Source organism: Bordetella petrii, assembly GCF_000067205.1.
Lineage (GTDB): Bacteria > Pseudomonadota > Gammaproteobacteria > Burkholderiales > Burkholderiaceae_B > Bordetella_A > Bordetella_A petrii.
On record NC_010170.1, the window covers coordinates 2960810 to 2974623 of the forward strand.

The 13814-nt window shown below is 66.5% G+C and carries 16 protein-coding genes; 4 read left to right on the forward strand and 12 right to left on the reverse strand.

Annotated elements, in window-relative coordinates; genetic code table 11:
- Positions 1-49 precede the first annotated feature (49 nt).
- Entirely contained in the window at positions 50-1252 is a 1203-nt protein-coding gene (coaBC, locus tag BPET_RS14270; protein ID WP_012249724.1) for a bifunctional phosphopantothenoylcysteine decarboxylase/phosphopantothenate--cysteine ligase CoaBC, read from the forward strand.
- Between the two features lie 76 nt (positions 1253-1328).
- On the opposite strand, the gene BPET_RS14275 is transcribed toward coaBC, so the two are convergent.
- Positions 1329-2291, reverse strand: coding sequence for a hypothetical protein (locus BPET_RS14275; RefSeq protein WP_050978243.1), 963 nt, complete (start codon positions 2289-2291; stop codon positions 1329-1331).
- A 151-nt stretch (positions 2292-2442) separates the two neighbouring features.
- Here BPET_RS14275 and BPET_RS14280 point away from each other — a divergent pair, with 151 nt between their 5' ends.
- A complete protein-coding gene (locus BPET_RS14280) occupies positions 2443-2901 on the forward strand; it encodes an Lrp/AsnC family transcriptional regulator (RefSeq protein WP_012249726.1) in 459 nt (152 codons plus the stop codon).
- Between the two features lie 4 nt (positions 2902-2905).
- On the opposite strand, the gene BPET_RS14285 is transcribed toward BPET_RS14280, so the two are convergent.
- A complete protein-coding gene (locus BPET_RS14285; protein WP_041862927.1) occupies positions 2906-3961 on the reverse strand; it encodes a metal-dependent hydrolase in 1056 nt (351 codons plus the stop codon).
- A 114-nt stretch (positions 3962-4075) separates the two neighbouring features.
- On the opposite strand from BPET_RS14285, the gene BPET_RS14290 reads away from it, so the two are divergent.
- Both BPET_RS14290 and BPET_RS14295 read left to right on the forward strand, forming a co-directional pair.
- The gene (locus tag BPET_RS14290) at positions 4076-4555 is read left to right on the forward strand and encodes a hypothetical protein (RefSeq protein ID WP_050978244.1); all 480 of its coding nucleotides are present in this window, start codon (positions 4076-4078) and stop codon (positions 4553-4555) included.
- 122 nt (positions 4556-4677) lie between these two features.
- Positions 4678-5307, forward strand: coding sequence for a dUTP diphosphatase (locus BPET_RS14295; RefSeq protein ID WP_173376872.1), 630 nt, complete (start codon positions 4678-4680; stop codon positions 5305-5307).
- Between the two features lie 53 nt (positions 5308-5360).
- On the opposite strand, the gene ehuA is transcribed toward BPET_RS14295, so the two are convergent.
- From ehuA to BPET_RS14345, 10 genes are all read right to left on the reverse strand, one after another.
- Positions 5361-6131 carry an ectoine/hydroxyectoine ABC transporter ATP-binding protein EhuA gene (gene ehuA, locus BPET_RS14300; RefSeq protein WP_012249730.1) on the reverse strand — a complete coding sequence of 257 codons (771 nt, stop codon included), beginning with the start codon at positions 6129-6131 and terminating at the stop codon, positions 5361-5363.
- Entirely contained in the window at positions 6128-6799 is a 672-nt protein-coding gene (ehuD, locus tag BPET_RS14305; protein ID WP_012249731.1) for an ectoine/hydroxyectoine ABC transporter permease subunit EhuD, read from the reverse strand. The genes ehuA and ehuD overlap by 4 nt, the downstream gene beginning before the upstream one ends.
- Complete coding sequence (gene ehuC / locus BPET_RS14310; RefSeq protein WP_012249732.1) at positions 6796-7389, reverse strand: ectoine/hydroxyectoine ABC transporter permease subunit EhuC; 594 nt, start codon at positions 7387-7389, stop codon at positions 6796-6798. Before ehuC ends, ehuD begins: the two co-directional genes overlap by 4 nt.
- Before the next feature lie 63 nt (positions 7390-7452).
- Positions 7453-8382 (reverse strand): ectoine/hydroxyectoine ABC transporter substrate-binding protein EhuB, encoded by a 930-nt coding sequence (ehuB, locus tag BPET_RS14315; protein WP_012249733.1) that lies wholly within the window; start codon positions 8380-8382, stop codon positions 7453-7455.
- Between the two features lie 187 nt (positions 8383-8569).
- Positions 8570-9730 carry an ABC transporter substrate-binding protein gene (locus tag BPET_RS14320; protein ID WP_012249734.1) on the reverse strand — a complete coding sequence of 387 codons (1161 nt, stop codon included), beginning with the start codon at positions 9728-9730 and terminating at the stop codon, positions 8570-8572.
- Positions 9731-9783: 53 nt separating this feature from the next.
- Entirely contained in the window at positions 9784-10746 is a 963-nt protein-coding gene (gene lhpI, locus BPET_RS14325; protein WP_012249735.1) for a bifunctional Delta(1)-pyrroline-2-carboxylate/Delta(1)-piperideine-2-carboxylate reductase, read from the reverse strand.
- Positions 10747-10841: 95 nt separating this feature from the next.
- Positions 10842-11030 (reverse strand): XRE family transcriptional regulator, encoded by a 189-nt coding sequence (locus BPET_RS26640; RefSeq protein ID WP_151208966.1) that lies wholly within the window; start codon positions 11028-11030, stop codon positions 10842-10844.
- Between the two features lie 251 nt (positions 11031-11281).
- A complete protein-coding gene (ptsP, locus tag BPET_RS14335) occupies positions 11282-12976 on the reverse strand; it encodes a phosphoenolpyruvate--protein phosphotransferase (protein WP_012249737.1) in 1695 nt (564 codons plus the stop codon).
- Positions 12977-13037: 61 nt separating this feature from the next.
- On the reverse strand, positions 13038-13307 hold the full coding sequence (locus tag BPET_RS14340) for an HPr family phosphocarrier protein (RefSeq protein ID WP_012249738.1): 270 nt from the start codon (positions 13305-13307) through the stop codon (positions 13038-13040).
- 106 nt (positions 13308-13413) lie between these two features.
- A complete protein-coding gene (locus BPET_RS14345) occupies positions 13414-13812 on the reverse strand; it encodes a PTS sugar transporter subunit IIA (RefSeq protein WP_012249739.1) in 399 nt (132 codons plus the stop codon).
- Positions 13813-13814 lie beyond the last annotated feature (2 nt).

Genomic DNA, 13814 nt, shown 5'->3' on the forward strand with positions numbered 1-13814 from the left:
ATATTCCCTTCACCGCCTCGACTGACGGCGCCTCGTGCGCCGGCCCGCCATGCTCGATCTTGCCCGCAAACGCATTGTCCTCGGCCTGACTGGCGGTATCGCCTGCTACAAGATCGCCGAGCTGGTACGACGCCTGACCGAACAGGGCGCGGTGGTCGACGTCGTGATGACCCAGGCCGCCACGCACTTCATCACCCCGGTCACCATGCAGGCGCTGTCGGGCCGCCCGGTATACCTGGACGCCTGGGACGCGCGCATTGACAACAACATGGCGCACATCGAGCTCACCCGCGGCGCCGATGCCGTGCTGGTGGCGCCGGCCAGCGCCGATTTCATGGCCAAGCTGGCGCACGGGCTGGCCGACGACCTGCTCTCCACGCTGTGCCTGGCGCGCGCCTGCCCGCTGCTGGTGGCGCCGGCCATGAACCGCGAAATGTGGGCCAACCCCGCAACCCAGCGCAATGTGGCGCAGTTGCAGGCCGACGGCATCGCCGTGCTGGGTCCCGCGTCGGGCGAGCAGGCCTGTGGCGAAACCGGCGACGGCCGCATGCTGGAAGCGCATGAGCTGCTCACCGACCTGATCGCCTTCTTCCAGCCGAAGGTGCTGGCAGGCCGCCACGTGCTGCTGACCGCGGGCCCGACGTCCGAGCCGGTGGATCCGGTGCGCGTGCTGAGCAACCGCTCGTCGGGCAAGACCGGCTACGCGCTGGCGCGCGCGGCGCGCGAAGCCGGCGCCCGCGTCACGCTGATCACGGGCGCCACCGCCCTGCCCCTGCCGCGCGGCGTGACCGCCCTGCCCGTCACCACCGCCCGCCAGATGCACGACGCAGTCATGGCCAACGCCTACACCGCCGACGTCTTCATTGCCGTGGCCGCCGTAGCCGATTGGCGCGTAAAGAACATCAGCAGCCAGAAACTGAAGAAAACCTCCGAAGGCGGCGGCGCGCCAGTACTGGAATTCGAGCCGAATCCCGACATCCTGGCTGAAGTCGCCAAGCTGCAGGGCGGCCCATGGTGCGTGGGCTTCGCCGCCGAAACCGAAAAACTGGCCGAGCATGCCGAGGCCAAGCGGTTGCGCAAGGGCATTCCGCTGCTGGTGGGCAATCTCGCCCATAAAGTGATGGACGCGGACTCTACCGAGCTGGTGCTGTTCGACGCGCACGGCACGCACCCGTTGCCGCCCGGATCCAAGCTGGATGCGGCGCGCCGGCTCATCGCCGAAATCGCCGCGCGGCTGCCGCAAGACGGCTGAGGGTGCAGGTCAGAGGTGTCTGACACCCTGCGGGAGTCAGACACCTGAGCCGGCCCGATCCTGTCCAGCCGGCCCCCTATCCGGCCGCGGGGCTGAGGCGCGCGTCGGCCGGCCCGCCGCCCTTGATCAGCCTGGCCAGTAGCGCCACCACGGCCAGCGTCAGCGCGACGCGGCCCACCAGGATGATCCAGATGTCCGCGCCCAGCGTCAGCAGCAGGGCCGTATCTTCGATCAGCGAGTGCGACAGGGATATCCAGGCCAGCGCCAAGAAGCGCGTGCGCGCCGGCAACTGGTTCTTGTCGGCTTCCTCGATGATCAACGCCCCGCCATAGCTCAGGCCCAGCAGCACGCCCACGGTGGTGACCGGCGCCACACGCGCATCAAGCCCCGATACGCGCAGCAACGGCATCAGCATGGCGGTGATGGCGCGTGTAAGGCCAGTACGCTCGAAAATGTCCAGCAAGACCAGCAAGGCCACGATGACCCCGTACGTGAACAGCAGCGACATGGCGGTGCCCCGCAGCCAGTCGAGCACGCCGCTGCCCTGGGCGTCGGCGGCCAATGCCGAACTCTGCAGCCAGCCCAGCGATACCGGCTGTTGCAGCCATCCGCCCCAGCGGCAGGCCCAGGCCACGGCGGCCGCGTACAGCACCGCCGCGCCCAGCCGCAAGGCAGCGGTTGCCCAGAAGCTGGCGCCGGCCCGGCGCACGATGGCCTGCTCGACCGGCAGCCCATGGGCAAACAGCACCATGGCGCACAAGGCGCTGAGCTGGGCCACGTTCAGGTCGAGCTGCGGGGCCAACCCGATCAGGGCACCGATGGCGCCATAAACCCCCACGCACACGCCCGCGACCCAGATCATGCCGGCCTCGGGCGGCAGGTCCAGCAACGCCATGGCCGGGGCGATGGTGTGCCCGATTGCGTCGATCCAGCCCAGCCACTGCCCAGCCTGCACCAGCGCCATGACGGGCAACATGATCTTGATCAGGACCCAGAACAGCCGGCGGCTGCGGCGCAACAGGTTCAGCAGGTACGGCATGAGACTATCCAGCAGCGAAAAGAGGAAAGAAAAAGTGAAAAACAAAGAACCGCCAGGATAGGTCAGGCACCACAAAATAGGCATGCATATTGTTGTGTAAAACGAATTTTTATTGTGCTAAGTTGATAATTTCGCACACAAAAATTTCGTCATGGAACTGGATAGCCTGGACCACCGCATACTGGCCCAGTTGCAGCGCGATGCCGACCTGTCCAATACGGCCCTGGCCGGCCGCATCGGCTTGTCGCCATCAGCCTGCCTGCGGCGCGTCGAACGGCTGAAGAAAAGCGGCGTCATCCGCCGCATCGTGGCCGTGGTAGACCCTGCCCAGGTCGCGCACGGGCTGTCGGCCGTCGTCACGATAGAGTTTGCCCGCCACGGGGCCGCGCACCGCCAGGAATTCATGGCGCGCGTACGCAGCGAACCCGCGATCACGCAATGCTATGTGGTCACCGGCGACGTCAGCTGCGTGGTGATCGCGCACGTGCGCGACATGGACGACTACCTGGCGCTGGCCGAACGGCTGTTCGAACACGACGACAACGTGCAGGCGTTCTACACCCACATTGTCATGCAGACCATCAAGCACGAACCCGGCATCCGGCTGTAGCGCGCTACGGCGTGGGGCCGGGCACGACGGCGTGCGCGGCCCAATCGGCCAGGGGCAAGGGCGCGCCGCTGTCGAAGATGCGCGCCAGCAGCAATCGCATTTGTGGCCAGCCGCCACGCCCGCTGGGCCACCGGCGCGGCGTGATGGCCTGCCAGGCGCCGTCGCTGCCGCGCTCGGCCATGACGAACCGGAACGTGTAATAGCCTGCCACCCCCATGCGCAGATCGGTGACGACCAGCGCGTCGCCCAGCGCGTCGTAGCGCAGCCAGTCGTTGGTGAACCAGCGCAGCCGTTCGTGCAACGCGACACCGTCCAGAATGGCGCGCAGCGGCAGGTGCAGCGGCAAGGCCAGCATTTCGGGCGGGCCGCGATCGAGCCAGCCGCTGACGGCCTCGTAGTACTGGCCCTGGCCGTCCTTGGCGATCACGCGCCACAGCAGCGTATTGAACGGCATCGGCGTGGCCAGCAGCGCCAAGGGCTGCACTCCTTGCGCGCGCAGGGCCTGCGTCACCTGTCGTTCGGCGTGCCAACGGCCCGCCAGCGACACGCCCAGATAGACGGTGCTGAACACCAACGCCGCGGCCAGCGCCCGGCGGGCTCGCCGCGTGCAGCCGAACAGCGCCGCGCCCAGCACCGCGGCCGCCAGCGGCAAGGTGTAGACGGGGTCGATGATGAATACCGCCGACCAGCTTTCAGGAATGCGCGCCAATGGCCAGAACAACTGCGTGCCGTAGACAGTGAAGGCGTCCAGTATCGGGTGAGTCACCAGCACGAGAAACAGCGTCAGAAACAGCCGCGCGCCGCTGTAGGGTGCCTTGGGCCACTTCTTGCGCACCAGCCCGGCCAGGACCGCCGCGAGCGCGGTCAGCACGAATATCGAATGGGAAAAGCCGCGATGGTAGGTCATCAGCGACACCGGATCCGGATAGTGCATCAGCACGTCCAGGTCGGGCAGCGTGGCCAGCAAGCCGCCATACAGCAGGGCTTTGCGGCCTTGCGCGCGACCCAGCAAGGTTCCCTGGATGCCGGCGCCCAGCACCGCTTGTGTCAGCGAATCCATGTGGTCGGAGATATGTGCGCGATGAATGGGGAAGGCGCCGCGGCATCCTGCACGGCGGCGGCAGGCGTTAAGATACCGCATCGGCCGTCCGGCCGCCTTTCACAGGACTTCACCATGGCCCTCGATGGCGAACCCAAAGACGGTGATTTTGTACGCTACATCGAAATGCTGAACCGCCAGGCGGGCGGCTCGCCCGGGCAGGTGCCGCCGCGCCAGCGGCGCGTGTCCGGCCGCGGCCGGCGTGGCGCAGCGCAGCCAGCCGAAGCGTCGGACACCTTCACGCCGAGCAGCACGCCGACCGGATCCGCCGAGGCGCCGGCCACGTTGGCGGCGCGCACCGGCCAGCGCCGCATCGCGCTGGGCCTGACCATTGCCGGCATGTTTGCCCTGTGGCACGCCATCAGCAGGCTGGTCGCGGCCCTGGACCGCGACACCATCGACATCGACGATCTGATCCCGGTGGTATTCCTGGCCGTGTGCGCATTCATGCTGTTCAAGGGCGGCAGCCGATTGCGCGCCGCGCAGAACCGCAGCCCGATGCCCAAGCTGCCACCGCTGTCCACCCTGCCCGGCGGCAAGAAACGCCAGGCCTGACCCGGCGGGGCCTGCCCCGCTTGGTGCTAACATCTTCGGCCCATGGCGGCCACGCCAACAGACTTTGCGGAGCGAACGTGAGCAACACCCCGGTCGGACTGACAGAAGCCCAGGCGGCAACCATGCTGAAACTGCAGGACCGCCTCAACAGCATCATCAACCCCCAATGGATCACCGCCGGCTCGCGCTTTCTGCGCGCCGCCTTCGTCGAATCCGCAGAAGCGCTCGAGCACCATGGCTGGAAATGGTGGAAGAAGCAGACCATCGACCTGCCGCAAGTGCAGATGGAGCTGGTCGACATCCTGCATTTCTACCTGTCGCACACGCTGGTGTCGGCCGGCGGCTCGGCGGGCGACGCGGCGCTGCTGCTGGTGGCCGACCTGGCCTCGCCCGACGCCATCGCGCTCGACGGCCGCACTTACCACCTGAACGACCTCGACGTGCCGCAACTGCTCGAACTGATCGGCGGCCTGGCCGTCTGCGGCCGCGCCAGCTACAAGACGCTTGAATGCACGATGGCGCGCTGCGAATTGTCGTGGAACGACGCCTTCACGCAGTATGTGTCGAAGAATGTGCTCAACATCTTCCGCCAGGAAAACGGCTACAAGGCCGGCACCTATGTGAAACTGTGGCACGGCGAAGAAGATAACGTCGTGCTGGCGCGCCTGATGTCCGACCTGGACCCGGCCCGTCCCGATTTCGCCGAAGCCCTGCACGCCGGCCTGAAGCAGGCCTACGCGCAAGTGCGCTGACCAGCGGCTCGCCACTGCCTGGCCGCAAGGCGCCAGGTGAGAGCCGCCCGGCCCTACACTGCTTCGATCACCGATTGCAGGAATTGCTGGGTACGCTCCTCGCGCGGCTTGGAGAACAGCACGCTCGATTCCGCGTCCTCGACGACGTTGCCCTGGTCGAAAAACAGGGTGCGGTCTGAGCTGCGCTCGGCAAAACTCATCTGGTGAGTCACGATGATCATGGTCATCGTGCGCTTGGCCGCCAGGTCGCGCAGAATCTGCAGGATGCCGCCCACCAGTTCGGGATCGAGCGCCGAGGTCACTTCGTCGAACAGCATGATTTCGGGATGCATAGCCAGGGCGCGAGCAATGCCCACGCGCTGCTTCTGCCCGCCCGACAGCTGCGCCGGATACGTGTCCAGCTTGTCGCCCAGGCCCACCAGCTCCAGGTACTCGCGCGCGCGCTGCGCGGCTTCGTCACGGGGCACGCCGCCCACGTAAACGGGCGCTTCCATCACGTTGCCCAGCGCGGTCTTGTGCGGGAACAAATTAAAGTGCTGGAACACCATGCCGATCTTGCCGCGCACACGCCGCACGTGCGCCGAATTGGGCCCCATGGCGCGGCCCTGCGCATCAACCCACATCGATTCGCCGTCGATCAGGATCTCGCCACTGGTCGGACGGTCCAGCGTCATCAAGAGGCGCAACAGGGTCGACTTGCCCGATCCCGACGGGCCAATGATGGACACCGTTTGCCCTGCCGGGATGTCGAGATCGATGCCGCGCAACACCTCGAGTTCGCCGTAGCGTTTGCATAAATTGTTCAAGCGTATGCTTGCGCTCATCGCGAGCCTCCGAATTTTTTCAGCCATGCTTCCAGACGGCGCACGCCCCAGGCCGCAATCAGGCTCAGCAGCAGGAACAGCAGGCCCACCAGGGTCAGCGGCTCGGTATAGCGGAAGGTGGCCGATCCAATGATCTTGCTCTGCTGCAGCAGCTCGACCACGGTAATGGCCGACAGCAGCGGCGTGTCTTTGAACATTGCCACCAGGTAATTGCCCAGCGCCGGCACCACAGGCGGAATGGCTTGCGGCAGCACCACGCCCACGGCGGTGCGCCAGGGCGACATATTCAGCGCCGTGGCGGCTTCGAGTTGGCCGCGCGGCACCGACTCGATGCCGGCGCGATAGACTTCGGCGCAATAGGCCGCATAGTGCACGCCCAGCGCCAGAATGCCGGTGGCCAGCGGCGACATGCGCGCGCCGCTTTGCGGCAGCACGTAGAACAGGAAATACATCTGCACCAGCAGTGGCGTGCTGCGCACGAACTCGATCAGCACGGCCACCGGCGCGGATACCCAGCGCATGGGCGCGCGCCGCAGCATGGCCAGCACCAGGCCCAGCACCACCGCCAGCAGCATGCCCAGCACCGTCGCCTGCACCGTGATCACCAGCGCGGAGCCCAGCGCCGGCAGGATTTCCCAGGCGAAGGCCCAGTCGAAAATTGGATTCATCGGACCCTGAACCTCCGCTCGAGCAGGCGGATGCCCGCCGTGATGACCAGCGCCACGGCGAAATACAGCAGCAGCAGCAAGATGAACACCTCAGTGGTGCGCAGGGTTTCGGCGCGCAGCATCTGGCCGCGGAAAGTCAGGTCGGTGATGGTAATCAGCGATACCAGGGCCGTGTTCTTCAGCAGCTCGATGAGCAGGTTGCCGGCCGGCGGCAGCATGGCGGGAAACGCCTGCGGCAGTACGATGCGCCGCATGATCCGGCCTGGGGTCATGTTCAGCGCCACCGCGGCTTCACGCTGCCCCGGCGCCACCGCCAGTATGGCGCCGCGCACCACTTCGGCGCCATACGCGCCTGCATTGGCGGCCAGCACCACGATGCCCACCGTGACCGCCGGCAGCTTCAGACCGAACAGCGGCAGCACGTAATAGAACCAGAACAGTTGCACCAGCGCCGACGTGCCGCGGAACACCTCCACATAAGCCAGCGCAGGCCAGCGGACCCACCGGTGCGGCGACAAGCGCGCCAGCCCGGCAGCCAGCGCCAGCGGCACCGCCAGCAAGGCCGCCCCGGCCGTAATGCGCAGCGTCATCGACAAGCCGCCGAGCAGCGGCGGCAGCAATGTCGCGAACCCCTCCAATGAGATAGCCACGCGTTATTGGCCGTTGGCCGCGCACAGCTTGGCTGCGGTCACGTCGCCGGGCAGTTCGGTCTTGGTGAAGCCAAACGGCTCGACCACCTTGGCGTGCTCTTCGGTGCCGATGAATTTGGCCAGTTCGGCGTTGAACGCATCGACAAAATCCTGGTCGTCCGTGCGGAAGGCGAACGCGCCGTAGCCGCGCACGCTCTTGCCGTCGATGACCGGATCAGTGAAAGGCTCGGCTTTTTCCAGGTCGCCGGCGGCGGTTTTTTTCATCAGGTCGTTGACCGTCATCGCGGTGGCGGCGTAGGCGTCGGCCCGGCCAGCCTGGATGCCCGACAGGGCGCTGACCACGTCGGGAAACACCACTACGCGGTCGACCGGAATATCCATCTTGCTGGCGTACTCGCCTTCAATCGCGCCTACCACCACACCCAGCCGGGCGTCGTCTTTCTTCGCGATGTCTTCGTAGCTGTGCAGGTCCTTGGGATTGCCCTTCTGCACCAGGAATGCCTCGCCCACGCCGTACGTGGGATTCGAGAACGCCACTTGCTGGCAGCGTTCGGGCGTGACGTACATGCCCGCGGCGATGATGTCGAAGCGCTTGGCCTGCAAGCCGGGAATCAGCGAACCGAACTCTGTCAACACCCCTTCCACTTCGTTGATGCCCATGCGCTTGAGAACAATGCGGGCGATTTCCACGGCTTCGCCGGTAATCTGGTTCTTGCTGCTATCCATATAGGCATACGGAGCCTCGTTGGCGTAGCCGATGCGGACCTTGCCGGCGGCCTTGGCGGCGGCGAGCGTGCTTTGCGCGGCGGGCGGGTTGCTGGCCGCGGGCTGCTGGGCGGCCTGGTCATTGGATCCGGAATCGTTGCATGCCGCCATCAGCCCGAGACTCAGCGCCGCTACGGCCCATTTCGTCGTGTTCAGAATGCGTGTCATGCGCTACTCCCTATCAAAATATTTATGCACAGAATCAATTCACGCGAAATAGTACGCTAATTAATCATTTCAACACAAAGTATATAGCGACAAAAAAGCAGGCCGATGGCCTGCTTCGCGTGCCCGCGCATGGCGGTTACCGGGTGCAGGCCTCGATCAGCGGCCCGCGCTCGGTGTAACCGCCCTGTTACTCGGCGTAGGAGAAGCGCCCGTTGCGAATCACGCCCATGACCCGCGCGCGTTCGTCGAACCCCTGGTGATCGGTCTTGGAAATGTTCAGCACGCCATTGGGCACCACCAGGTCGCGGGTATTTTCGATGGCGTCTCGCAGCGCCGCGCGGAATTCCGGCGTGCCCGGCTTGGCGCCGGTCTGGAGCGCGCGCCCCACCGCAGAATCGAGCAGCATCCAGGCCCCGTAGGCATCGCCGGCGAATTGGGTAAGCGAGTGCGGGCCATGCTCGGCCTCGTACTTGTCGGCAAAGGCCACTGCCACCTTCTTGACCGGATTGTCGTCGGGCAGCTCGCGCGCTACCACTCCCGGCCCCGTGGGGAACAGCGTGCCTTCGACATCTTTGCCACCCACCTGCAGGAATTCGAGCGTGCCAATGCCGTGCGTCTGGTAGATGGGCCCCTTGTAGCCCCGCTCGACCAGGGTTTTCTGCGGCAAGGCGGCCGGTGTGCCCGACCCGGCGATCAGCACCGCGTCGGGTTTGGCGGCCATGGCCTTAAGCACCTGCCCCATGACCGACGCGTCGTTGCGCTGGAAGCGTTCGTGGGCCACCAGCTTGATGTCATTGCCGGCGGCCTTGCTGAACTCATTCCACCAGCTGTCGCCATACGAATCGGCGAAGCCGATGAAGGCAACGGTCTTGATGCCCTTGCGGCGCATATCCTGCACCAGCGCGGTGGCCATCAGCGAATCGTTCTGCGGCATCTTGAAGGCCCAGCGGCGCTTGGGATCGTCGGGCGGCTCGACAATGACGGCCGAGGCGGCCAGCGCCACCATGGGCGTGCCGCTTTCGGCCAGCACGTCCAGGCCGGCCAGCGCCGCGGCGGTAATGTTGGGGCCGACGATGGCGTCGACCTTGTCTTCGGAGGTGAGCTTGCGCAGATTCTTGACGGCGCGGCTGACGTCGGTGCCATCGTCCAGCACGACATAGCGCGCCGGCTGGCCGCCGAGCGTGGCGGGCCACAGGCGCAGGGCGTTGTTGGTCTGGATGCCGATGGCGGCAGCCGGGCCGGTGGTCGAGACATCGACCCCGATCACGACTTCGGCGCGGGCCGACCAGGACAGCATCGGCAGGATGGTGGCGGCGATGGCAGCCAGGCGTAGCAGCGGATTGGACATGGCAGTGATCCGGCAGAGTGAAGGAAGAAAGCGCGCCACGGCGGCGCAAGGCGCTATTTTGCCCCAGGCGCGGCCGGCTTGGGCTGCCCGTGGGCCTCGTACACCATGGCCGCGAGGGTCAGGTCTTCGAGCGCGCTGCCCACCGCCTTGAACACCGTGACCTCGCTGTCGTCGCGGCGGCCCGGCGCGCGGCCGGTAATCAGGCCGGTCAGCGTGCCCCGGATGTCCTGCGGCGCCAGCACGCCAGCCTGGAATGCCGCCAGCAAGTCGCCGGCCTTGGTGGGTGCCTCGTCGGTATCCACATAGACCTCGGCGCCGGCAAAACACGCGGGATCGGTTTCTTTCATATCGGGCCTGAAGCTGCCGATGAGGTCCAGGTGGGTGCCGGGCCGCAGCCAGTCGCCGCGCACCAGAGGCTCGGTGGATAACGTGGCGCAACTGACGATATCGGCCTGCCGCACGGCGGACTCCAGCGAATCGACCGCCTGCGCGTCGAAGCCCTGCCGTGCCAGCGATTCGGCCAGCGACTGCGCGCCTGCCGGCCGCACGTTCCAGACCAGCACGCGCTCGATGGGCCGCACGGCGCGCATGGCGGGCGCCAGCAGCCCCGCGATGCGCCCCGAGCCGACGATCAGCAGCACCCGCGCATCCTGGCGCGCCAGGTACGACGCGCCCAGCGCCGCCGCGCCCGCCGTGCGAAACACCGTAACTACATCGCCGTCGACCTGCGCCAGCGGCACCCCGGTGCGCGCGCTGTACAGTGTGTAGACGGCGTGCAGGCCCGGCAACCCCTGGCGCGTGTTCTGCGGAAAGATATTGATGACTTTCACGCCGAAATAGCCGTGCTCGTTCCAGGCCGGCATGATCAGCGAGGTGCCCTGCGCCCCGCCGGATTCGATAATATGCACGTGCCGCGGCGGCACACTGGCGCCGTCGCGAAATGCCGCGCGCAGCGCCTCGATGACGGCGGGAAAAGCCAGGACGCGGCGGGTCTGTTCAGTATCGATGAAAAGCATGCGGGCCTCCGGTAAGGCCCCATTATCGCTGGCCGCGCACATAACAAAATGCCAGCCGCGAGACTGGCATTTTGCCTGGCTGCAGAAAGGCCAGCTCAGCGGCGCCGGTGATCGTGGTAGGCCGAAATGGTGGGATGAACCTGGCGAGCCTCGTCCATGCCATGCAGTATTTCGCCTACCGACTCCAGGAAACCGGTGACACGCTGATGAAAACGGCGCCATGCGCTCGGCGCCCCGCCGGCCGGTTTGCCCGGTTTCGCGGCTCTGCGGGTGGAATCTTCCATGACCTGCTCCTTGAGAAGAATGAAAGGGAACCACGCCAATTCATCTTAGACCTGAAATTGCTGCCCCACAACATAATTTGATTGATCAACAAATTCGTTGCCAAATAGGTACAGTTCTCGCGGAGGGGCTACCGGATATGCCCTAGCCCGTTCCATCAGGCACAATATTTTTGCATTGCAGCATATGGATTCACACCACTGCCCCACCAGACGGCGCAGGGAGTAGCCGCCCGGCCCGTCATGGGGCGGGATCAGCCCTGGTCGAGCAGATCCAGGTCGACCGGCAGCGCCCGGTTCAGCGCGGCGGCCACTTTGACGCGCAGGTCGTTGCTGTGGGCGCGGCGAATTTCCCGCTTGACGTCGAGCAGTTGCTGCGGATGCATCGAGAATTCGGTCAGGCCCAGGCCCAGCAACAACCGCGTCAGGCGCGCATCGCCTGCCATTTCGCCGCATACGGCCACGGGCTTGCCGACCCGCGCGCCGGCATTGATGGTGTTGGCCACCAGGCGCAGCACGGCGGGATGCAGCGGGTCGTACAGGCTGGCCACGTCGTGATCGCCGCGGTCGATGGCCAGGGTGTACTGGATGAGGTCGTTGGTGCCAATGGACAGGAAATCCAGCGCCTGGGCGAAAGGTTCGATGGCGATGGCGATGGCCGGCACTTCGACCATGGCCCCCACTTCGAGGCGCTCGGCATAAGCATGGCCGCTGGCGTCGAGTTCGCGGCGCGCCGACTCGATGGCGGCCAGCGCGGCCGTGACCTCGTGCATGTGCGTCACCATGGGCAGCAACAAGCGCACGTGGCCATGCGCGGAGGCTCGCAGAATGGCGCGCAACTGGGTGGCGAACATTTCGGGATGGGCCAGGCAATAGCGGATGGCGCGCAGCCCCAGCGCCGGATTGGTGGCCACCGTGGCCTCGTCGTCGAGCGTCTTGTCGGCGCCGATGTCCAGCGTGCGTATCGTGACGGGACGGCCGCCCATGACCCGCACCACGGACGCATAGGCCTGGTACTGCTCTTCTTCGTCGGGCAGCGACTGCCGCCCCATGAACAGGAATTCGCTGCGGAACAGCCCGATGCCCTGCGCCCCCGCGGCCAGCGCGGCGGCGGCTTCGTCGGGCAGCTCGATGTTGGCATTGAGCACGATGTCGATGCCATCCAGCGTAACGGCGCGCTCGTCGCGCAGCAGCGCCAGCTCGGCGCGCTCGGCCATGTACGCCACGTGGCGGTCGCGGTATTCCTGCAGCATGACCGGCCCGGGATTGACCAGCACCACCCCGGCCGCCCCGTCGACCACCAGGGTGTCGCCGTCGCGCACCAGCTCGCGCACGTTGCCCAGCGCCACCACCGCGGGCACGCCCATACTGCGCGCCACGATGGCGGTGTGCGAGGTGGGCCCGCCCAGGTCGGTAACGAAGGCGGCGAAGCGCCCGCCGCGCAGGCGCAGCATGTCGGCCGGCGAGATGTCGTGCGCCACGACCACCAGCGGGTCGTCGCCGTCGAGCGCGCCGGCATCGGGCAGCATGGCCGTGCTGCCCGACAACACCTGCAGCACGCGCTCGATGACTTGGCGGACATCGGCCCCGCGTTCGCGCAGGTATTCGTCTTCCATGGCGTCGAACTGCTCGCCCAGGATCTGCCCCTGCGCGGCCAGCGCCCATTCGGCGTTGTAGTGGCGCTCGGCGATCAGGGCCCGGGTCTGCTCGGCCAGCAAGGGGTCGGCCAGCAACAGGCGATGCACGTTCAGCATGGCGCCGAGTTCGCGCGGCGCATCGGCCGGCAGGCTGTCGGCCATTTGCAGCAGGTCGTCCTGGGCGCGGGCCAGCGCCTGGGTCAGGCGCTCGCTTTCGGCCGCGACGTCTTCGGGGGCAATGCGATAGTGCGCGACTTCGAGCGAAGCGGCGCCCATGACGACCGCGCGGCCGATGGCGTATCCGCGCGCCACCCCCTTGCCATGCAGCGCCACCACGGGGCCGGGCCCCGTCGGCGCGGGATTGGAAGGCGTGCTATTCGTGCTCACCGAATTTGCTGTCGAACAGGTTCTGGATTTCGGAAAGCGCCTGGTCGGCATCGCCGCCCGAGGCTTCCAGCCGGACGGTGACGCCCTGCCCGGCGGCCAGCATCATCACTCCCATGATGCTCTTGGCGTTGACGCGTTGCGCGCCGCGCGAGATGAAGATTTCGCTGCCGAACTTGCTGGCCAGCTGGGTCAGCTTGGCGGCCGCGCGCGCGTGCAGGCCCAGCTTGTTGGAAATGACGATGTCAGAAATAGGCATAGAAATTAGGTAAACACAGCCCGGCATGGCCATTCCCGCCGCGGCATCCGCATGTCGCCGTGGGGTCCGTGCCATGCACCGACATAATAGGGCAAAAAACGGCTGTTCAGTCTACCCGCAAACAGCCTTGCACGCCGCCTGCCAGCGCCTTCTCGCGCGTTTCGGCCAGACTGCGGTCACGCGAGGTCAGGGCCCGCAGCAGCATCGAGGTATTCAGGCCGGCGACCAGGGCGCATTGTGTGCCTTGCGCCTGGGCATCGGCCACCGCCCGCTTGGCGATGTTGGCGGGCGTGGCGCCGATGAGATCGGTCAGCACCAGCACGCCCGCCCCCGAATCGGCCGCGAGAATATCGCGCAGCACGGCGGGCGCGCGGTCGTCGGGCGTTTCGTCGGGCTGGATATCGTGCACGGCCATCTGGCCGGCCCCGTCGCCCAGCACGTGTTCGGCGAATTCGCGCATGGCGTCGCCCAGCGGCGCGTGCACGACGATGACGATGCCGGTCATGC